Annotated in this window: 23 protein-coding genes; all 23 read left to right on the forward strand. The window is 38.1% G+C overall.

All coding sequences use genetic code 11. The annotated features are described in order from the left end of the window. Window positions 1-178: 178 nt before the first annotated feature. The 23 genes from spoIIIAA to spo0A all read left to right on the forward strand — a co-directional run bounded on the left by spoIIIAA (window position 179) and on the right by spo0A (window position 19832). Entirely contained in the window at window positions 179-1156 is a 978-nt protein-coding gene (gene spoIIIAA / locus AC6CHS_RS02110; RefSeq protein WP_498233785.1) for a stage III sporulation protein AA, read from the forward strand. After that, window positions 1101-1613 carry a stage III sporulation protein SpoIIIAB gene (gene spoIIIAB / locus AC6CHS_RS02115; RefSeq protein ID WP_498233786.1) on the forward strand — a complete coding sequence of 171 codons (513 nt, stop codon included), beginning with the start codon at window positions 1101-1103 and terminating at the stop codon, window positions 1611-1613. Before spoIIIAA ends, spoIIIAB begins: the two co-directional genes overlap by 56 nt. A 120-nt stretch (window positions 1614-1733) precedes the next feature. Continuing rightward, on the forward strand, window positions 1734-1940 hold the full coding sequence (gene spoIIIAC / locus AC6CHS_RS02120) for a stage III sporulation protein AC (RefSeq protein ID WP_036572644.1): 207 nt from the start codon (window positions 1734-1736) through the stop codon (window positions 1938-1940). Between the two features lie 6 nt (window positions 1941-1946). Next, window positions 1947-2339: a stage III sporulation protein AD gene (gene spoIIIAD, locus AC6CHS_RS02125; protein WP_106896908.1), complete on the forward strand. Its 393-nt coding sequence runs from the start codon at window positions 1947-1949 to the stop codon at window positions 2337-2339. Between the two features lie 41 nt (window positions 2340-2380). Continuing rightward, window positions 2381-3562: a stage III sporulation protein AE gene (gene spoIIIAE / locus AC6CHS_RS02130; RefSeq protein WP_498233787.1), complete on the forward strand. Its 1182-nt coding sequence runs from the start codon at window positions 2381-2383 to the stop codon at window positions 3560-3562. An 11-nt stretch (window positions 3563-3573) separates the two neighbouring features. Next, window positions 3574-4200: a stage III sporulation protein AF gene (gene spoIIIAF / locus AC6CHS_RS02135; protein ID WP_498233788.1), complete on the forward strand. Its 627-nt coding sequence runs from the start codon at window positions 3574-3576 to the stop codon at window positions 4198-4200. Next, window positions 4197-4826, forward strand: coding sequence for a stage III sporulation protein AG (gene spoIIIAG / locus AC6CHS_RS02140; RefSeq protein ID WP_498233789.1), 630 nt, complete (start codon window positions 4197-4199; stop codon window positions 4824-4826). The genes spoIIIAF and spoIIIAG overlap by 4 nt, the downstream gene beginning before the upstream one ends. A 15-nt stretch (window positions 4827-4841) precedes the next feature. After that, window positions 4842-5429 (forward strand): SpoIIIAH-like family protein, encoded by a 588-nt coding sequence (locus AC6CHS_RS02145; RefSeq protein ID WP_498233790.1) that lies wholly within the window; start codon window positions 4842-4844, stop codon window positions 5427-5429. 200 nt (window positions 5430-5629) lie between these two features. After that, window positions 5630-6250, forward strand: coding sequence for a hypothetical protein (locus tag AC6CHS_RS02150; RefSeq protein WP_498233791.1), 621 nt, complete (start codon window positions 5630-5632; stop codon window positions 6248-6250). Between the two features lie 165 nt (window positions 6251-6415). Next, on the forward strand, window positions 6416-6913 hold the full coding sequence (gene accB / locus AC6CHS_RS02155; protein WP_498233792.1) for an acetyl-CoA carboxylase biotin carboxyl carrier protein: 498 nt from the start codon (window positions 6416-6418) through the stop codon (window positions 6911-6913). 13 nt (window positions 6914-6926) lie between these two features. Further along, window positions 6927-8285: an acetyl-CoA carboxylase biotin carboxylase subunit gene (accC, locus tag AC6CHS_RS02160; RefSeq protein WP_498233793.1), complete on the forward strand. Its 1359-nt coding sequence runs from the start codon at window positions 6927-6929 to the stop codon at window positions 8283-8285. 31 nt (window positions 8286-8316) lie between these two features. Continuing rightward, window positions 8317-8715, forward strand: a complete 399-nt coding sequence (locus AC6CHS_RS02165; RefSeq protein WP_498233794.1) for an Asp23/Gls24 family envelope stress response protein — start codon at window positions 8317-8319, stop codon at window positions 8713-8715. Window positions 8716-8887: 172 nt separating this feature from the next. Next, complete coding sequence (nusB, locus tag AC6CHS_RS02170) at window positions 8888-9268, forward strand: transcription antitermination factor NusB (RefSeq protein ID WP_498233795.1); 381 nt, start codon at window positions 8888-8890, stop codon at window positions 9266-9268. A 14-nt stretch (window positions 9269-9282) separates the two neighbouring features. Continuing rightward, complete coding sequence (gene folD / locus AC6CHS_RS02175; protein ID WP_498233796.1) at window positions 9283-10131, forward strand: bifunctional methylenetetrahydrofolate dehydrogenase/methenyltetrahydrofolate cyclohydrolase FolD; 849 nt, start codon at window positions 9283-9285, stop codon at window positions 10129-10131. A 2-nt stretch (window positions 10132-10133) separates the two neighbouring features. Next, window positions 10134-11486 (forward strand): exodeoxyribonuclease VII large subunit, encoded by a 1353-nt coding sequence (xseA, locus tag AC6CHS_RS02180; protein ID WP_498233797.1) that lies wholly within the window; start codon window positions 10134-10136, stop codon window positions 11484-11486. After that, window positions 11476-11709: an exodeoxyribonuclease VII small subunit gene (locus AC6CHS_RS02185; RefSeq protein WP_036572668.1), complete on the forward strand. Its 234-nt coding sequence runs from the start codon at window positions 11476-11478 to the stop codon at window positions 11707-11709. The genes xseA and AC6CHS_RS02185 overlap by 11 nt, the downstream gene beginning before the upstream one ends. Then, on the forward strand, window positions 11709-12593 hold the full coding sequence (locus AC6CHS_RS02190; protein ID WP_498234544.1) for a polyprenyl synthetase family protein: 885 nt from the start codon (window positions 11709-11711) through the stop codon (window positions 12591-12593). The genes AC6CHS_RS02185 and AC6CHS_RS02190 overlap by 1 nt, the downstream gene beginning before the upstream one ends. Before the next feature lie 747 nt (window positions 12594-13340). After that, window positions 13341-13952, forward strand: a complete 612-nt coding sequence (locus AC6CHS_RS02195; RefSeq protein WP_498233798.1) for a hypothetical protein — start codon at window positions 13341-13343, stop codon at window positions 13950-13952. Then, window positions 13949-14776: a TlyA family RNA methyltransferase gene (locus AC6CHS_RS02200; RefSeq protein WP_498233799.1), complete on the forward strand. Its 828-nt coding sequence runs from the start codon at window positions 13949-13951 to the stop codon at window positions 14774-14776. Before AC6CHS_RS02195 ends, AC6CHS_RS02200 begins: the two co-directional genes overlap by 4 nt. Before the next feature lie 205 nt (window positions 14777-14981). After that, window positions 14982-15431 carry a transcriptional regulator AhrC/ArgR gene (gene ahrC / locus AC6CHS_RS02205; protein WP_036572680.1) on the forward strand — a complete coding sequence of 150 codons (450 nt, stop codon included), beginning with the start codon at window positions 14982-14984 and terminating at the stop codon, window positions 15429-15431. Between the two features lie 33 nt (window positions 15432-15464). Beyond that, window positions 15465-17183 carry a DNA repair protein RecN gene (gene recN / locus AC6CHS_RS02210; protein ID WP_498233800.1) on the forward strand — a complete coding sequence of 573 codons (1719 nt, stop codon included), beginning with the start codon at window positions 15465-15467 and terminating at the stop codon, window positions 17181-17183. Window positions 17184-17489: 306 nt separating this feature from the next. After that, window positions 17490-18782: a SpoIVB peptidase gene (spoIVB, locus tag AC6CHS_RS02215; RefSeq protein ID WP_498233801.1), complete on the forward strand. Its 1293-nt coding sequence runs from the start codon at window positions 17490-17492 to the stop codon at window positions 18780-18782. 273 nt (window positions 18783-19055) lie between these two features. Then, window positions 19056-19832 (forward strand): sporulation transcription factor Spo0A, encoded by a 777-nt coding sequence (spo0A, locus tag AC6CHS_RS02220; RefSeq protein WP_498233802.1) that lies wholly within the window; start codon window positions 19056-19058, stop codon window positions 19830-19832. The last annotated feature ends 57 nt before the right edge of the window (window positions 19833-19889 follow it).

Raw genomic sequence — 19889 nt, forward strand, 5'->3', positions numbered from 1 at the left:
GTACAGCCTCTTTTTTTATGTAATAAAGAATATAATGTTGCGCTGACATCTATCATTGCACAAATTGGGTTTCTCTTAAAATAGATTTACTGGAAGCTGAGCTACTTTCTAAGTCATAAATGCTTAATTTCATCATACATTTAATAATAAGCTATCAAGCAAAGTGAGGAAGTTTTATATGGAAGAAATAATCCGGTTATTTCCAGAAGGATTGCAAGCACCCCTTCAGAAGCATATTGCTGGCAGGTGGAATGAGCTTCAAGAAATTCGATGTCGACTGAATAAGCAGTTAGAAATCATCCTAAACACGAGGAACGAATGGGATACAGCGATCACGCTGACTAAACAGGATTTTACCTATATGGTAAATCAACTTAGTGAGTTCTCTTTATATCGAATGGAAGACGAATTACGCGAAGGCTATATTACGATTGAAGGCGGACACAGAATCGGAATTGCTGGGAAAGTTAATACAATGCAAGGAGCAGTAAAAGCGATTCAGCACATAACGTTCTTAAATATTCGTGTAGCAAAGGAAAGAATTGGCTGTGCAGATAAAATTATGCCTTCTCTTTACCAGCAAGACTATCTTAATACATTATTCGTTGGTCCTCCGCAAACAGGAAAAACGACACTTCTCCGTGATACTGCAAGGCAAATAGCTTCAGGTTGGAAGAATATTTCAGCAAGGAAAGTTGGGATTGTCGATGAACGTTCCGAGATTGCCGGCTCAATAAAAGGAGTGCCACAACACAATATAGGTACTAGAGCTGATGTCATGGATGCCTGTCCGAAAGCAGAAGGAATGATGATGATGATACGCTCCATGTCTCCGGAAGTCTTAGTTGTCGACGAAATAGGTAGCAAAAAAGATGTACAAGCATTACTAGAAGCGATAAATGCGGGTGTTATTATTATTAGTTCCATCCATGGAAAAAGCCTAGAGGAATTAAAAAAACGACCATCTTTGTACAATTTATTTGAGCAACATGTTTTTCAACGGTTTATTTTATTAGACAGGAAACGAATTCCTGGACAAATTAGTAAAGTTTATAACGAGTATGGTGAGATTATTTCAGAGGTAACGGAGGACAGGCCACATGCAATGGATTGGGGCACTTCTTTTCGTCATAACGAGCACGTGGGTAGGGTTTGAGTGGAGTAGCAGACTCTCTAATAGACCAAAGCAAATAAGGCAATTAAAGAATGCATTGCAAATACTTGAGGCTGAGATTTTATATAGTCAGCTTCCACTAAATGAGGCGTTCTTGGTAATTGCCAAACAAACACCTCAGCCAACTAGCAAGTTTTTTGACACCTTATATTCCGAACTACAGCACGATAAGCGCGATCTATTTTCAGTATGGGAACAATCGGTTGATGGGCTGATGAAGTACTCAAGTTTAGGACGTAATGAGCAAGAAATAATCAAGCAATTTGGGAGAACCCTGGGGCAGCATGATTTTCACCAACAACAAAAGCATATTCAACTCACGCTCAGTCACCTAGAACGCGAATTAGAAGAAGCAAGGGATCACCATTTAAAATACGGCAAGATGGCGAAAAGTCTCGGCGTTTTGTGTGGACTGTTTGTTGTTTTACTTCTTTTATAAGGAAATACATGAAGCCCTAATTGATGAATATCTTGCGTTTAATGGAATACTTTCCAAACAACGTAGGAAAAACATAATCCACCTTTATGGACACGCATTATTAGTGAAAGGAGCCAGTCCATGTTTACAGATGCATCCATTCTATTTCAGATAGCTGGCATTGGCATAATTGTGGCGCTTATTCATACCATTTTAAAACAGATGGGGAAAGAGGAAATTGCTCAATTTGCTACACTGATAGGTTTTATTATAGTACTCGTTGTAGTTATTAACGGACTATCAGATCTCTTCCAGCAAATTAAATCAGTCTTTCTCTTTCAAGGGTAATCGTTAATGGATATTGTACAAATTGTAACACTTGGTATCGTTGCTAGCATTTTATATATCATTTTAAAAGAGATAAACAGCTCCATGGCGTTTTTTGTCATTCTGATAACCGGGATAATTATCTTCTTTTCGGTCATCCAGCAGATTAGCAGTATTTTTCAGCTGATTCAATCATTGGGTACAAAAGCGAACGTGGAAGGTATGTATATGGATACCATTCTAAAAATAATAGGAATTGCTTATATTGCTGAACTTGGGGCGGGGATTACAAAGGATGCTGGGTTAGGTTCAGTAGCTGCAAAAATTGAACTGGCAGGGAAAATATTTATCCTTTTACTTGCGGTTCCGATTATTAGCGCTGTAATCGAAGCCATTATACGTTTTCTACCTACAACGTAGTCAAATCCCTCCATTTCCTTTGAAGGGGGAAGTTATAGTGAATGAAGCCAAATAAGAAGTCAATCCTGTTCCTAACCGTTTTTTTCTGTTTATTGTTTGGACAAGCCTCGGTAAGTGCATCGCCTACAGTTAGTGTGGAAGATCCTAGCGATAAGGTACTTGAAGAAGTGTCCTTAACAGAGGTACAGAGCTATTGGACAGACCTGGTAAGTGAATATGGTGGTTACCTTCCAGAATTGGAGAAGACGAGTGTATATGAGTTTATTAAAGATAACGGTGAACTTTCTATTAAAAATGCAATAAATGGACTACTAGAATTTTTATTTCATGAACTGATTATAAACGGTAAATTACTAGGTTTGTTAATTATGCTTATCTTGTTTTCGGTACTTCTGCAAACAATGCATAATGCCTTTGAAAAGAGCTCTGTAAGTAAAATCGCCTACTTTGTAGTCTATATTGTTTTAATATTCATTGCATTGAACAGCTTTTATCTCGCTGTTTCCTATGCCAAGGAAGCCATTGATACGATGAGCAGCTTTATGATTGCCTTACTTCCATTAATGCTAGGCTTAATGGCTACTTTTGGGAACATAGTATCCGTATCATTCTTCCATCCAATCATTATTTTTCTAGTGAATTTTAGCGGTATTCTCGTCTCCACTATTATTTTACCGCTTTTATTTTTATCAGCCCTTCTGCTAATTGTTAGTAGTCTTAGTGAGAATTATAAAGTAACGCATCTTGCAAATCTGTTTAAAACAGTAGGGTTGGGGATGCTGGGTGTCTTTTTCACGATATTTCTTGGGGTTATGTCCGTACAAGGTGCGACCAGTGCAATTCAGGATGGTGTCGCAATGAAAACTGCAAAATTTATTACAGGTAATTTTATTCCTGTCATTGGCAGAACATTTACGGACGCAGCGGACACCATTCTTAGTGCCTCTTTACTATTGAAAAATGCAGTAGGGTTAGTCGGATTACTACTCATTATATTTATTGCTTTATTCCCTGCACTAAAAATATTTGCAATTGCGCTCATTTATAAAATTGCTGCAGCAATATTACAGCCGCTAGGCGATGGGCCAGTTATTTCAAGTATAAATACGATCAGTAAATATATCGTATACATTCTAGCATGCATGCTGGCTGTGTCGTTTATGTTTCTATTAGCAATTGTGATTATAGTCATAGCTAGTAATTTAACGCTGCTTTTACGATAGGATGATGAAAAATGGATGCTTTGATCCAATGGGTTACCCAAATTATCATATTTGTACTACTAGCTACCATAATAGATTTATTAATGCCCTCAACCTCCATGAAGAAATATATCAAGTTAATTGTAGGATTAATTCTAATTTTGATCCTTTTAAAACCTGTTTTCTATTTATTTCAAATTGATATTGGAAGCCAGTTAAACCGTTCCTTTCAGCAGGTGATACAGCAGGGAAATGAAGGAGAAGATGTAGAAAGTTTAATCGAATTTCAAAAAAGTGAAATAGAAACATCACAGTCTGCATATATTTTAGAACAAATGGCTGTCCAACTTACGGATCTTGCACAGGATCCATTACTGGAGGACTATCATGTCGAGATTACAGATATAAGCTTCTTGTTTTCTCAGGAAGATGAAATATCATTCGAAGTTCTCGATGAGGTCATTGTTAGTATAAGAGAAATAGAAGAAGATGGGGAGGGAGCAGTGAGTATAGTTGAAGATGTGGTAATTAACACGGAAGAGCCAGCAGTCACAAAAGATAATGAAGAAGAAGAAAAACAAATAGTAAGTCTGTTAAGAGATGTTTGGGATTTACAAGAGAAAGAACTGACCATCATTTGGGAGGGAGGGGCATCTTGAAACAATTATTGGATAAACTTTTTAAAAATGGAGCCAAAGGTCCTTCGAAAAAGACAGGCTATATGCTGATTCTTGCACTAGGTGGTCTGATGTTAATCATTGTAGGCAATTTATTTACTTCTTCTGATGAGACACCACCACAGCAAGAGATAACGCATAACCTGGATGAAGAATCAGAAGAAACTGCTAAACAGGTTAAATCAAATGAAGATATGACCACCTCAGACATCTCTGAATTGGAAGAAAGCTATAAAAAAGATCTCGAATCCATGCTAAATAATATAAAAGGTGTATCTGAAGCTGAGGTAATGGTCAATCTTGAATCAACTAAAATTAAAGTCTATGAAAAAAATCTTATTTACGGCCAGCAATCAACAGATGAGTCAGACAAAAATGGTGGCACAAGAAAGGTGCAGGACAGTACGGAAGAAGCACAAACCGTATTAGTCAGGCAAGGTGAAGGGGAAGTCCCATTGCTTATCCAAACAAAGAAACCGGAAGTAAGAGGTGTGTTTGTAGTCGCCAAAGGGGCAGACCACGCTTCGGTAAAGAATTGGATAATAGAGTCAACATCTCGCGTACTTGATGTTCCAACACATAGAGTATCAGTAATGCCAAAGAATTAAAGGGAGGAAGAAATAATGTTAAAAAAGCAAACTGTTTGGTTACTAACTATGTTGAGTCTCATGATTGTGTTGAGTGTGTATTACATGACTTCACCTGATAGTGAAGATCTGGCTTATCTAAATAATGGACAAGATGATTCAGAAGAAGCTGCATCAACTGATCCTTCTGAGGATGAGGGAGAAGCTGATGGAAACCAAGATGAGACAGAAGTGGATAGTATTTCAAACCTTGGAGAAAATGAACTATTTACAACAATTAGAATGGAACTCACCGATCAACGAAGTAAAACAAAGGATCGTCTTACAGATGTCGTTGCTTCAAGCTCAAGCTCACCTGAAGAAAAAGATGAAGCATTAAAAGAGATTGACGTGATTGAAGAAGTTGAAACAAAAGAAACAATTTTGGAAGGAAGTATTGCAGAGTCTGGTGAATATCCAGATGTTCTCGTCCGCTCTGAGGATGATAAAGTACACGTACACGTAAGAGCTGAAGAACTATCACCGACCGAGGCAAATAACATTATGCAGATGGTAAGGGATGAATTTGATAGAGATGTGGTTGTAGATGTGAATTATCAGCCAGCAAGCAGTGAAGAAGAGTAATAAGGAAAACCGGACACTTTAGGGTGTTCGGTTTTTTTATGTACCGTGAAGCGCTAGAAGCAGTTAGACAAAAAGGAAATCTTTTCTGAAAATATACACATAGTACTCCAGTTTCTTCCATAGATCGTTTATACTTATAATAAGAAGTATCCCACAATAGTTTGTTTCAGCTAAGTAATAAAGAATAATAAATGTAATTTATGGAAAAAGGTTATTCAGAAAATGTGAGTTTTTTGAAAATCACGGTGATCGTTTTATTTCTAATGCTAATTGCTTACCATATCATGCGGTACATTCAAGTTTTAGTGAAGATGAGAAAAAAAGCCATTTTCCCAGTTGAGGAGAAGGATATTATGGCAATCAGAAGACATCCTGTAAGGCCAGTAGTCCGGCCAACTTATAAGAACCAGAAAAATGGTATCATAATATATGGAGTGTTCCTTTTGTTTATGCTGGCATTGTTTATACACACAGTATCTCTTGAAAATTGGCCACTACTTCTGACTCCGGCTATTTCGCTTTTATACTTGCATAATTTATTCAATATGTACTCTATTGTAAGGGACGGTCTATTGGATGGGGGGCGATTTGTACATTGGAAAGACATAAAATCATTCCAGTTCAAGCCAATTGATATCGACCATCGTTTCTATGGCCATACTAAAGAGGTCAACGAAGCGGGTTATGAATTAGTCTTCAAACGACATCTTTTTAGTTCCTACTGCATCGTGATATCTGAAGAAACAAAAGATAAGATTACGGAGGTTCTTAGAGAGTATGGGAAGGTGGCAGAAGAGCCGTTGAAACCTCAAGAAGCATAGTAAAAGAAGTGTGCTTTCAGTCAATGCCTGTATTAACTATAATGGACTTCTGAGAGTGCAATAGTGAAATTATCTTGATGTTTACCATACATTTATCGTACTATATTAAGAGGAGTTATTAGTACCTAATATTAAAGTTATAGAAATGAAAGGGTGCCTGTAAATATGTTAAAGGTAGAAGAAATACGTGAAATAATTAAACTAATTGATGAATCATCTATTGATGAATTTTCGTATGAAACGAACGGAACTACCGTGAAAATGAAGAAAAATAATGAGACTGGTGTACCAGCAGTAACTGCTCCAGTGCCTAATGTATCAGCTCCAGTCGCAACACAAAGTGAAAAACTTGTGAATACAACAGAAACCCAAGCACAAACAGAAGCAGATACATCAAACAATGAAACAGAAAGCAAGGCTTATGACTATGAGATTGTTTCACCAATGGTGGGAACTTTCTACATGGCACCTACGCCTGAAAGTGATCCTTTTGTGAAAAACGGCAGTAAAGTAGATCCTTCTACTGTTGTGTGTATTGTAGAGGCAATGAAATTATTTAATGAAATCGAAGCGGAAGTAAAGGGAGAAATCGTGGAAATTCTTGCAGATAATGGCGATCTAGTTGAATACGGGCAGCCATTGTTTAGAGTAACCACAAAGTAAGGGGATGTATGGTGTGATTAAAAGATTATTGATTGCTAATAGAGGAGAAATAGCTGTTCGGATTATTCGTGCTTGTAAGGAAATGGGCATTGAAACAATCGCTGTTTACTCTGAAGCAGATAAAGAAGCACTTCATGTGCAAATGGCAGATGAAGCATATTGTATTGGACCAACTTTATCGAAGGACAGTTACCTTAACTTTACAAATATTATGAGCGTGGCTACATCTACTAAAGTAGACGCCATTCATCCAGGATACGGCTTTCTAGCGGAAAATGCCGATTTCGCAGAGATTTGTAGAGCATGTAATATTACATTCGTTGGACCAACCCCTGAAGCGATTCAAAAAATGGGGATTAAGGATGTCGCAAGAGAAACAATGAAACAAGCAAATGTTCCGATTGTTCCTGGTTCTAATGGTATCATTGAAGATGAGGAGCAAGCGAAAGGATTAGCTTTAGAGATTGGTTACCCAATTATTATTAAAGCCACTGCTGGTGGGGGCGGTAAAGGGATCCGCGTTGCACGAACAGAGGAAGAGTTAGTTAAAGGAATCCAGATTACCCAGAATGAAGCAGAAACAGCTTTTGGAAACCCTGGCGTCTATCTTGAAAAGTATATTGAAGATTTTCGTCATGTGGAAATACAAGTGTTGGCTGACAGACACGGGAATGTAGTACACTTAGGGGAAAGAGATTGTACAATACAACGACGTCTTCAAAAGTTGGTTGAAGAATCACCATCTCCAGCCTTAACGGAAGAAATACGACAAAAAATGGGTGATGCATCTGTGCAAGCTGCAAAGGCGGTTAATTATGAGGGTGCAGGAACCATTGAATATATCTTTGACAGAAAATCAAATGAGTTCTATTTTATGGAGATGAATACTCGGATTCAGGTTGAACATCCAGTAACAGAGCAAGTAACAGGTGTAGATTTGATTAAAGAGCAAATTAAAATTGCAAATAATGAAGAACTCTCTTTCAAACAAGAAGACATCCAGTTTAATGGTTGGGCACTAGAGTGTAGGATCAATGCAGAAAATCCATTCAAAAATTTCATGCCATCTGCTGGGGAAATTAACATGTATTTAACGCCAGGTGGTCTAGGTGTTCGAGTGGATTCTGCCGCATACCCTGGTTATTATATCCCACCGTATTATGATTCCATGGTTGCTAAGTTGATTACATATGGTGCAACACGTAAAGAAGCGGTTGACCGTATGAGAAGGGCACTCGATGAATTTGTTATCGAGGGGGTTCATACAACAATCCCGTTCCATCGTCAACTGATGGAACATGAAATTTTCATCGAAGGTGATTTTAATACAAAGTTTCTTGAAGATCACCCAATCCTCGAAAAAGGGGATTAGAAGAAAGTATTAATAAAGGAGTGATGAGACGATGAGTGAACAGCCTTTGTTAAATGTGAGTGATGATACGAGCCTTGGTGGTGTGGAAATTGCACCTGAAGTAATAGAAGTAATCGCTGGTATTGCAGCTGCCGAAACCGAAGGATTATATGCAATGCGTGGGAACTTTGCATCCGGAGTAGCAGAACGTTTTGGGAAAAAAGCACATAGTAAGGGTGTCAAGGTAGAGCTGACAGAAAGTGGCATACTGATTGATCTCTACGTAATATTGCATTTCGGCGTCTCCATTCCACAGGTTGCTCAAAATCTACAGACAAATATACGTCAAACTCTGAAGAATATGACAGCATTAGAAATTGATGAAATAAATATTCATGTTGTTGGCATTCAGATGGATATTAAAGAAGAGCACGATAATTACGAAGAATAGGGATATGGTTTAGACAGGATCAGAAAGTAACTTCTTCTGATCCTGTTTTTAATTTTTCAGCCCTGTGATGGTAAGCTCTTTTTGACGTGTGGATTATTAGTTTGATTCTAGCATTGAGATTTCAATCATGTTATGATTTGTAGGAGATAAGGATAAAAGGAGCTAATTTAGAATGAATAGACATGCAGCAAGGGAGAAAGCATTTCAAATACTCTTCCAATTGGATATAAACGATAATGAACCGAAACAGGCTATCGCTGAGTTTCTTGAATCAGAGGAGAATGATGCTTTTTTAACATTGCTCGTTGAAGGAGTAGCATCACATAAAACGGAATTGGACAAGATCATTTCCGACAACCTAGAGAACTGGAGTCTACAACGGATCGCTTCTGTTGAAAAGACAATTATACGAATTGCTGCATTTGAGATGAAGTATCTCGAAGACATTCCAGTTAATGTATCCATAAATGAAGCTGTGGAACTAGCTAATACTTACGGCGATGATAAATCTGGTAAGTTTATTAACGGTGTATTATCTAAAATAAATAAATAAAGGGGAAGTAATCAATGGCTGCAGAAATAATAAGCGGAAAAGACTTAGCACACGAATTGAGACTGGAAATGAATCAGAAGGTATCAGAGCTAAATGATCGTGGTATTTATCCCAAATTAAGCGTTATTTTGGTTGGTGACAATCCTGCTTCGAAAAGCTATGTCAACGGCAAAAAGAAAGCGTGCAAAGAGACAGGAATCCTTTCTGATGTAATCGAAATGGATAGTGACACGACTGAGGCACAATTGCTGCAGCAAATTGAAATACTTAATGAAGACCCATCCGTTCATGGTATTCTTGTTCAATTACCACTTCCTAAACAAATCCGGGAACAAAAGGTCATTGATACCATTTCCTATGAAAAAGATGTAGATGGCTTTCATCCCATTAATATTGGCCGGATGATGACTGGTGAGGATGCATTCTTGCCATGCACCCCGTTCGGCATTATTACAATGCTTAAATCAAAAAACATTCCTATTGCTGGAAAACATGCAGTGGTAGTTGGGCGAAGCAATATTGTCGGAAAACCAGTAGGTCAATTGTTGCTAAATGAACATGCTACTGTTACATATTGCCATTCAAGAACAACCAATTTACAGCAGTTGACGCAACAAGCAGACATTCTCATTGCGGCAGTTGGCAAAGTAAATGCCATTCGTGCAGAGCATATTAAGGAAGGAGCTGTCGTGATCGATGTAGGGATAAATCGATTGGAAGATGGATCCCTGACAGGAGATGTAGATTTTGAAGCAGCAAAAGAGAAGGCATCTTACATTACCCCTGTTCCTCGTGGAGTTGGTCCGATGACAATCACAATGTTGCTTGAAAATACGATTAAAGCTGCAAAAGGGCTGGCATAGACGTGAAAGACAAGTATTTAACTGTTACTGCATTAACTAGATATTTGAAGCGTAAAATGGATACTGATCCACACTTAAGAAATGTATGGCTAAGAGGGGAAATTTCTAATTTCAAGCAGCATAGCCGTGGACATATGTACATGACTATTAAAGATGAACAGGCAAGAATGCAGTCTGTCATGTTTGCTGGCAATAATCGGTCTTTAAAATTCAGGCCAGAAAATGGAATGAATGTGCTAATCAAAGGCGAAATAAGTGTCTATGAAGCCCATGGGCAATATCAGCTTTACATACAGGATATGGAACCAGATGGAATAGGGGCGTTATATCTTGCCTATGAGCAGTTAAAAGAAAAGCTGAGCAAGCAAGGCTACTTTAATGCGGAATATAAAAAAGTTCTACCACTTTTCCCTGAACGCATTGGTATCATAACATCACCAACAGGCGCAGCGGTTAGGGACATTATCACCACAATTAAAAGAAGATATCCCATTGCCGAATTAACCGTTATACCAGTTTTGGTCCAAGGGCCTAATGCTGCTAAGTCAGTAGTGAAAGCAATAGATACTGCGAATAATCGACTCTCCCTTGATGTACTGATTGTGGGGAGGGGTGGTGGATCAATTGAAGAACTTTGGTGTTTCAACGAAGAAATAGTAGCAGAAGCAATTTTTAAGTCAAAGACTCCTATTATATCGGCGGTTGGTCATGAAACAGACACGACTATTAGTGATTTTGTTGCCGATTTACGTGCTCCAACTCCAACTGCAGCAGGAGAAATTGCCGTACAGTCTCAGGATGAGTTGTTTGAAAGCATTAGGAAAAGTAGAAAAACTGTACAACGAGAGCTGGAAAGACTATTAACGACTCACCAGAAACACTTGAAGCAATTAAAACAGTCTTATGCTTTCAGGTATCCTGAACAGCTTATTAAACAAAAGGAGCAAGCACTAGACACTGCAGTAGAATCTTTAACAAAAGGGCTTTCCTACCAGGTAAGAACCTTGCAAGAGCGTTATCGTAATTTGCATAATCGCATTGCCCTCCAACATCCAAATGAGAAAATTAACCGTGCAGGGGACCGTCTTATTGAGATGAAAAAACGGCAAAATGCTAGTATGTCGCAAATATTGCAGAGAAAAACCACGGAGTGGAGCGGCCTAATTGATAAACTGACTTTGCTTAACCCTTTAGAAACAATGAAAAGAGGATTCGCCCTTCCATACAGTTCAGATGGTGAATTAATTAAGTCCGTTAAAGATGTTGAGAAAAAGGATTATATTGAAGTAACGCTAGCAGATGGTAAATTAAACTGTCAGGTACAGGATATCGAGGAGGAGAGCAATGACAGATAAACAAGAACTTTCGTTTGAAGAGGCAATGAAGGAGTTGGAAAGCCTAGTTGAAAAATTAGAAGAGGGAGATGTCCCATTAGAAAGAGCCATCACGTATTATCAGGATGGAATGAAGCTTTCTAAACTTTGTAATGACAAGTTAAAAAATGTGCAAGAAAAGATGACTACTATTATGAATGAGCAAGGAGATTTAGAACCTTTTCATGTAGAGGGGGAAGAGTGATTTTGACGGACTTAAGTGTATATATCGATCGTAATAAGGAACTGGTTCAAAAAGAATTAATAAACCAGCTTGATCAACTAACAATTCCTGAGGTACTTAAAGAATCTATGCTATATTCTGTTGAAGCTGGTGGGAAAAGACTTAGACCAATCCTGCTATTAGCAAGCTACGAGGCTTATGGGGATAAACTTGAGAAGGTCTTGCCAACTGCTGTTGCCCTTGAAATGATTCATACCTACTCCCTTATCCACGATGATTTGCCAGCTATGGATAATGATGATTATCGGAGAGGGAAACCTACGAATCATAAAGTCTTCAATGAAGCCACAGCAATTTTAGCTGGTGACGCTCTTCTTACATACAGTTTTGAAATTGTGGGAACTGATACAGGTCTCTCTGATGAACAAAGAATTCGCTTAGTCAAAATGCTTGCACAAGTAAGTGGTCCTACTGGGATGGTAGGTGGACAATTACTTGACATGGAAGCAGAAGATCGTGCGGTTTCTCTGGAAGAGTTAGAACGGATCCATACATTAAAGACAGGGGAATTGTTAAGGTTTGCTGTCTTTGCGGGCGCATATATTGCTGGTGCGAATGAAAAACAACTTGCAGCATTAGAAAAATTTGCATATTATCTTGGTCTCATTTTCCAAGTGCAGGATGATATTCTTGATGTAACAGGAGATCAAGAGAAATTAGGGAAGCCTGTTGGAAGTGATGAAGAAAATCAAAAGAGTACTTATCCAAAATTACTAGGACTTGAAGGTGCTCAAAATAGAAAAGACTACTATGTAACGGAAGCAAAAAAAGCATTGCAGCTTGCAGGAGCTGAAGGCTCGACTCTTATGGAATTAACCGATTATTTTAGCAATCGTGATTATTAATTTGCCTTTTTTTAATAAACCATACAACAAATCAGCATCAGTATGAAACTTACTGGAAAAACAGCTTAAATAAATGAAAAACGTGCGAGTTTGTGCTATAATAATTTTATAAAAGGAATGGTGCAGTATTCTAGTCAGTCTTCCGTTTCTGAAGGCGGGCCTAAAAATTCGCCAAAGGGCACATCGATGAAGTTCCTTGTGTAGGCTTGAGGCGCCCAGCCTTGGGTTTATGCTGGGAGTTAAGGTTTTTGGGCGATCCACAAAGGCATGTGGGCGTTGACCCGATTACCGCGGAGGCCCATCTCTGTAGTAGCGACTAAGCCTAGGAGCTATTATGGAATGGGGTATGAACCTGCACAATATGGTAAGGGACATCATATTTGCAGCGTAGCCTGCCTTGAGTGGTGTTTGAGGGGATTAGAGTCATAGGTAGCAACTCATATGGCCAATGGGTTGACTATTTTCATCTCTATGAAATCAGCACTGCAAAAGAGGCTAGGGGACGGTTAAAGGCTGCTGAGGAAATCTCCTAGACTGTTCGAAGACTTTTAAAAGGGATTATAGTGTGGACTAAGTGGTAATCCAGTCTAGCAATTGGTGACAATGCTAAGATGATTTTAAAGGGGAACCGCCTACATGGCAACATGAGGTAATCATTTGGGAAAACCTACTGGACCTAAGCCACAGTTTTTACCTTTTAAATGACCATTCCTTACTACATATTTTAACAATAAATCGAGGTATGAAATGAATCCCAATATAAAGCGTTCTTTGAAGTTTAGCTTAACCATTGCCGTTATCACTTTTGTGCTAGCGGCTATTTTTTCAGTTATCTCTTCCTCTATTTTAGGAGGGGTAGTTTGGTTTGTAGGATTGTTCATTGTCCTATTAATTGTTCTCATCGGTATTTTATTTGATATGATGGGGATTGCAGCAACAGCAGCAGATGAAACACCTTTCCATGCCATGGCAGCAGAAAGGGTACCTGGAGCTAAGGAAGCAGTTATGATCGTAAGGAATGCTGACAGATTCGCGAGTTTCTGTAATGACGTGATCGGAGATATCTCCGGGATTGTCAGTGGTACGGCTACAGCTATCGTTGTTTTACAGATCGCCAACCTGTTCGGCGAAGGTGATGGTTCCACCCTACAAATTATTCTATCAGTTGTTTTAACAAGTATTGTAGCTGCATTAACTGTAGGTGGGAAAGCATTAGGGAAATATTTTGGGATTAATGCCTCCACAAGAATCATTTTTTTTGCTGGGAAAATAATATCCCTAGTGGAAAACAAATTAAAAATCACTGTGTTTTCTAATACTACAAAAAATAAGACACGTAATAAAGGACAGACAAGATGACAAAAACAAGATTAGACATACTACTGGTAGAACGGAATTTAATTGAATCTAGAGAAAAGGCAAAGCGAGTCATTATGGCAGGGTTGGTGTACTCGGAACAGGAGCGCCTTGACAAGCCTGGTATGAAAGTGGATAGTGCTATCCCCCTTACCGTAAAAGGTAAGCTTATTCCGTATGTCGGAAGAGGTGGACTAAAGCTTGAAAAGGCTTTAAAATACTTTGGTATATCAGTAAAAGATAAAATAATGGTAGATGTGGGTTCCTCTACAGGTGGTTTTACTGATTGTGCTTTACAAAATGGGTTGAAGCGAAGCTATGCAATCGATGTTGGCTACAATCAACTTGACTGGAAGCTACGAAATGATAATCGTGTAGTTGTAATGGAACGAACTAATTTTAGATATGTTACCAAAGATATGCTTCAGGAAGGTACTCCTAATCTTGCTACAATTGATGTTTCCTTTATATCGCTAAGACTTATTTTACCTGTGCTTCGACAATTGCTTGCAGAAAATAGTGATGTAATTGCGTTAATTAAACCACAATTCGAAGCGGGAAGAGAACAAGTGGGAAAAAAGGGAATTGTTCGTGATAAGAAAGTTCATAAACAGGTATTAAAGGATATTATTCATTTTGCAACAGAGGAAGAGTATGAATTAATTGATCTTACATATTCCCCTATTACCGGTGGAGATGGTAATATAGAATTTCTTGCGCACTTTGGCTGGCGAAAAGAAAAGGAAGGAATACCTGAGTCGACTGTCGAAATAGAAGAGATAGTAGAGCGTGCACACCATGAGTTCCATACATCACAAGAAAAATAACGGGCTACTGATGTAGGCCGTTTGTGTTTATCCCGGAGCAAGCGTCCGTAAAACTCCCACTTCGAAACATGAAGTGAAACCGTGATGTTTAAGTGGGAGTAAACGGCCGCTAACACCCCGATTCGTTCAACTAACAATCAGTGGGGGATGAACAAAAACCTCCACTGATTGAAGTTTCACTTTATAGAAAATGAAGAGGTGTTATATGAGTAAAATACAACGTCATATTAAAATTCGTGAGTTAATAACAGAAAATGAAATCGAAACACAGGATGATCTGGTTGATCGGCTAAAGAGATTAGACTATAAAGTCACCCAAGCAACGGTTTCACGTGATATAAAAGAACTCCATCTAGTAAAGGTACCTGCTTCCAACGGAAAATATAAGTACAGTCTTCCTGCAGATCAACGATTTAACCCACTAGACAAGCTAAAAAGACTCGTCATGGATGCTTTTGTGAAAATAGAACATGCGAGTCATCTGATTATCCTTAAAACACTACCAGGAAATGCACAAGCAGTTGGCGCATTGATTGATAATCTTGATTGGGAAGAAATTATGGGAACAATCTGTGGTGATGATACATGCCTAATTATTTGCAGAACAGAAGAGAACGCAGCACTAATTAAGGAACGATTTTTAACAATGCTCTAATGATTATTTCTAAAATGGAGATGAATGTTATATATGTTAACAGAATTATCTATTCGGGATTTTGCAATTATTGATCAAATATCCATAACATTTAATGAGGGGTTAACTGTGCTGACAGGAGAAACTGGTGCTGGTAAGTCTATTATAATTGATGCAGTTCAATTATTAGCAGGTGGCAGAGGATCTGTTGAATTTGTTCGCCATGGAGCTAAAAAGGCTGAGATCGAAGGTTTGTTTACTCTAGATAGAAAAGAGCATCCCATTTATCAAGTGGGCAGGGATTTTGGTATTGAGATATCTGATGAACAAGTCGTTCTTCAACGGACCATAACCTCGAATGGTAAAAGTATATGTCGGGTTAATAGCAAGCTTGTGACTTTAGGTATACTGCGTGAATTTGGCAAAACATTAATCGATATTCACAGTCAGCATGAAACACAGTCTTTAATGGACCCTGAAAGCCATTTAGAGTTGCTCGATCTTTATGATCCGGAAGCGATGAAACCTACAAAGAAAGAATACAGCTACCTTTATGAACGTCTTAGTAATCTAAAGACAAGGTATAAAGAACTAAGTGAAAATGAACAAGAAATGGCCCATCGTCTAGATTTATTGGAGTTCCAGCTCCAAGAGCTAGAACAAGCTAATTTGGAACCAAATGAAGATACGGCGCTTGAAGAGGAACGAATATCTTTAGCTAACTTCGAAAAAATTTATACGGCTTTGCAAGATGCTTACAATGCCTTATATGGAGAACAAAAAGGTCTTGAATGGGTGAACACTGCCCGTACGGCGTTAGATGTAAGCAGTAACTTTGATTCGTTTATTAGTGATAAAGCTGAGGAAATTTCCAATCATTATTATGCCCTGGAGGAATTAACCTATTCTTTGAGGAACTATAGTGAATCACAGCAGTATAATCCGGGTAGGCTAAATGAAGTAGAGTCCAGATTAAATGAAATTAACAGATTAAAGAAGAAATACGGACCTACTGTTAATGATATTCTTCATTATATGGCGAAGATAGAAGAAGAAATTGAAGAAATAACCAATAAAGATTCCCACCTCGCTAAACTTTCTGAACAAATAGAGGAAGTTAAGAAGGATGCATTTCTTGAGGCCAAACAGTTACATGACATACGAGTAGAAAACGCGAATGCATTAATGGATGAAATTAAGAACGAGTTAAAAGATCTATATTTAGAGAAGGCGACTTTTTCAATATCATTTCAACAAACGAATCATGATGAAGTGGGATTCGATGAGCAAAAGCAAAAGTTGCATAAGAATGGTTTTGATAGAGTGCGCTTTTTGATTTCTACAAATGCAGGCGAGCCGTTGAAAGATCTTCATAAAGTAGCATCAGGTGGGGAATTATCACGGATTATGCTGGCGCTGAAAAAAATCTTTGCCAAACATCAGGGTGTAACTAGTGTTATATTTGATGAAGTAGATACTGGAGTAAGCGGACGTGTAGCTCAAGCTATTGCAGAGAAGATTTATCAAATATCAAATAGTTCTCAGGTGTTATGTATTACTCACTTGCCACAGGTAGCAGCCATGGCTGATACACATAAACTAATTGAAAAAGCTGAGAGTAACAACCGTACTGCTACAAAAGTTGAAGAATTGACGACTGATCAACAAGTGGTGGAATTGAGTAGAATGATCACAGGCACGAAGCTTACTGAAACTGCCAAGGATCATGCCAAGGAATTACTGGACATGGCTCTTACATTTAAATCCAAATAAAAAGGATATTTTTTCTTGAAAAGTCAGATGCTATAATAACTGGCTTTTTTATTTTGCTTTAATTAAGCCTTCGGAAACTACAGAGGTTTTGATACATATGCGAATTTCTTCCAACTTGTCGTGAATGCATACGAGGAAAGCTCCTTTATAAAAGGTTATACAATAATTAAAGGTTTTAAAAAAGGAAATGTTACACATCTTGCTTAGGTTTCACCAGTTTAAAACAGGTCTTGTTCGGTCAAATTAGAAGTACACAAATAAATAAGTTGCTGGTATGGGTTAGGAACGAGGAGAGTGAATGGAAACTTGAAACCACAAGAAAATAAAATACGACTATGGGTTGGCTCGATATTGTTTGCTTTCGTATTATCCATACCCTTTATATCCCCTGTAAAGCAGTATCTATCCATTCCCGATGAAATTGTTACTTTTCATAACGAGTCTCCGATTGAACTGCCCAATTTAGGAGAGAAATCACACATTGCCTCAAGCAGTCAAGCTGTACAGGCCGTAGATAGTTCTGTTTTTGAAACGAAGGATTCTGGAAATAGTCAGCTTATGTATGAAGTTGCAGGCTTGCCAATAAAAAAAGTTGATGTCTCTGTTTTAGATGATATGAAAGTAATTCCAGGAGGGCAATCCATTGGGGTACAACTTCACACCCAAGGTGTTTTGGTTGTTGGACATCACTTGGTAAATGTCGCAGATAAGTCACTATCTCCAGGTGAAGAAGCAAAAATTAAGGTTGGCGATGTTTTGTTGGAGATTGATGGGAAACCCATCAAAGAAATGAAGGAAGTTAGACCATTTGTAGAAAAAGCTGGTCAACAAAATAAGTCATTGGATGTAAAAATAAAAAGGGGCAAGGAAATAATCGATACGAAACTGACTCCTGTATTAGACGATAAGGAAGAAGATTATAAAATTGGTCTATATATCAGGGATTCGGCAGCGGGAATTGGGACGATGACGTTTTATGAACCGAAATCGAAGAAATATGGTGCTTTAGGGCATGTTATATCAGATATGGATACGAAAAAACCTATAGAGATACACGACGGTACCATTGTAAAATCGACAGTTACGGCAATAGAAAAAGGAAATAATGGCGTCCCCGGTGAAAAACAAGCAAGATTTTCTGTGAAGGAAAACCAAATTGGATCCATAACAAAAAATACACCGTTTGGCATATTTGGTAAGTTGGAAGAGACCATTAAAAATGGCAAAAATGACAAACCTCTGCCAGTAGCTTTATCCCATGAAGTAAAAGAAGGACCAGCAAAGATCTTGACTGTACTTGAGGATGAAAAAGTGGAGGAATTTGATATTGAGGTAGTAAGCTCTGTTCCTCAAAAATTCCCGGCAACAAAAGGAATGGTCATTCAGGTTACAGATAAGGAGCTCCTGAAAAAGACAGGAGGGATTGTTCAGGGCATGAGCGGTAGTCCTATCATACAAGATGGTAAGATAATTGGGGCGGTGACGCACGTTTTCGTTAATGATCCGACATCAGGATATGGTGTTCATATTGAATGGATGCTTCAAGATGCAGGAGTTAATATTTATAAGCAAACAAGAGATGAGCAAAAAGCGGGTTAAAGTAGTGACTTGTATGGATATTTTCCATCCAAGTCACTTTTTTTGTAATTAACAGAAAACATAACGCCACATTATGTTATACTAACATTGTAAATATTTTTCGACAAAACATGTATAAATTTATCGAATCATAGCGTAACCCGTAGTAAAACGATGATATTTCTAGTATTTGTAGAAAAAGCCAAAGTTTTTTAAATAAATAAAGGATATTTAGAAGTTGTGTAGAATAAGTAAGAATAAGAAGAGTTTATTACATAAAGGAGGAGCTTTTGAGTGGATAAAATTTCGGTTTGTTTGGTGGATGATAACAGGGAGTTAGTGCAGTTAATGGAGGATTACTTTGAAGAGCAAGAAGATATCGAGGTGATTGGTACAGCATTTAATGGCAGAGATTGTCTTACAATGTTAGAAGACCATGAACCCGACGTGTTAATATTAGATATTATTATGCCACATGTTGACGGTCTTGCCGTTTTAAATACAGTTCGAGGAATGGACGGCAACAAGCCAAATGTAATTATGCTAACAGCATTTGGCCAAGAGGAAGTAATGAAAAAGGCCGTAGATTTAGGTGCTTCCTATTTTATATTAAAACCGTTTGATCTTGACAATTTAGCTGACCAGGTTCGTCAGGTTCAGGGAACAAACTCCATGCCTTCAGCTGCCAAAAAGGTGGTACGTAAGGAAAGAAAAAAGCAAGATCTTGAAGCGAGCATTACGAATATTATTCATGAAATTGGTGTTCCTGCTCATATTAAAGGCTACATGTATTTGCGAGAGGCGATTACGATGGTATATAACGACATAGAATTGCTTGGTTCAATTACCAAGGTTCTTTATCCGGATATTGCTAAGAAGTTTAACACAACAGCTTCCCGGGTTGAGAGGGCGATTCGCCATGCCATCGAAGTAGCTTGGAGCAGGGGAAATATAGATTCAATTTCCGCTTTATTTGGTTATACCATCTCCATTACAAAAGCAAAGCCAACGAATTCCGAATTTATTGCAATGGTTGCAGATCGTTTGAGATTAGAGCATAAAGCGAGTTAAAGCAACATAATAAAAAGAAAAAGATGATTCCCTTGAGGTGAATCGTCTTTTTCTTTT

Source organism: Oceanobacillus sp. GQ8 (assembly GCF_059758495.1).

Excerpts from the sequence above, each read along its gene's own strand:
- nusB (WP_498233795.1), top strand. The coding sequence starts at position 8,888 with ATGAATAGACATGCAGCAAGGGAGAAAGCATTTCAAATACTCTTCCAA.
- AC6CHS_RS02150 (WP_498233791.1), top strand. The coding sequence starts at position 5,630 with ATGGAAAAAGGTTATTCAGAAAATGTGAGTTTTTTGAAAATCACGGTG.
- AC6CHS_RS02200 (WP_498233799.1), top strand. The coding sequence starts at position 13,949 with ATGACAAAAACAAGATTAGACATACTACTGGTAGAACGGAATTTAATT.
- spoIIIAD (WP_106896908.1), top strand. The coding sequence starts at position 1,947 with ATGGATATTGTACAAATTGTAACACTTGGTATCGTTGCTAGCATTTTA.
- spoIIIAA (WP_498233785.1), top strand. The coding sequence starts at position 179 with ATGGAAGAAATAATCCGGTTATTTCCAGAAGGATTGCAAGCACCCCTT.
- folD (WP_498233796.1), top strand. The coding sequence starts at position 9,283 with ATGGCTGCAGAAATAATAAGCGGAAAAGACTTAGCACACGAATTGAGA.
- AC6CHS_RS02165 (WP_498233794.1), top strand. The coding sequence starts at position 8,317 with ATGAGTGAACAGCCTTTGTTAAATGTGAGTGATGATACGAGCCTTGGT.
- recN (WP_498233800.1), top strand. The coding sequence starts at position 15,465 with ATGTTAACAGAATTATCTATTCGGGATTTTGCAATTATTGATCAAATA.
- AC6CHS_RS02145 (WP_498233790.1), top strand. The coding sequence starts at position 4,842 with ATGTTAAAAAAGCAAACTGTTTGGTTACTAACTATGTTGAGTCTCATG.
- AC6CHS_RS02185 (WP_036572668.1), top strand. The coding sequence starts at position 11,476 with ATGACAGATAAACAAGAACTTTCGTTTGAAGAGGCAATGAAGGAGTTG.
- accB (WP_498233792.1), top strand. The coding sequence starts at position 6,416 with ATGTTAAAGGTAGAAGAAATACGTGAAATAATTAAACTAATTGATGAA.
- spoIIIAE (WP_498233787.1), top strand. The coding sequence starts at position 2,381 with ATGAAGCCAAATAAGAAGTCAATCCTGTTCCTAACCGTTTTTTTCTGT.
- spoIIIAB (WP_498233786.1), top strand. The coding sequence starts at position 1,101 with ATGCAATGGATTGGGGCACTTCTTTTCGTCATAACGAGCACGTGGGTA.
- AC6CHS_RS02195 (WP_498233798.1), top strand. The coding sequence starts at position 13,341 with ATGAATCCCAATATAAAGCGTTCTTTGAAGTTTAGCTTAACCATTGCC.
- ahrC (WP_036572680.1), top strand. The coding sequence starts at position 14,982 with ATGAGTAAAATACAACGTCATATTAAAATTCGTGAGTTAATAACAGAA.
- spoIIIAF (WP_498233788.1), top strand. The coding sequence starts at position 3,574 with ATGGATGCTTTGATCCAATGGGTTACCCAAATTATCATATTTGTACTA.
- spoIIIAC (WP_036572644.1), top strand. The coding sequence starts at position 1,734 with ATGTTTACAGATGCATCCATTCTATTTCAGATAGCTGGCATTGGCATA.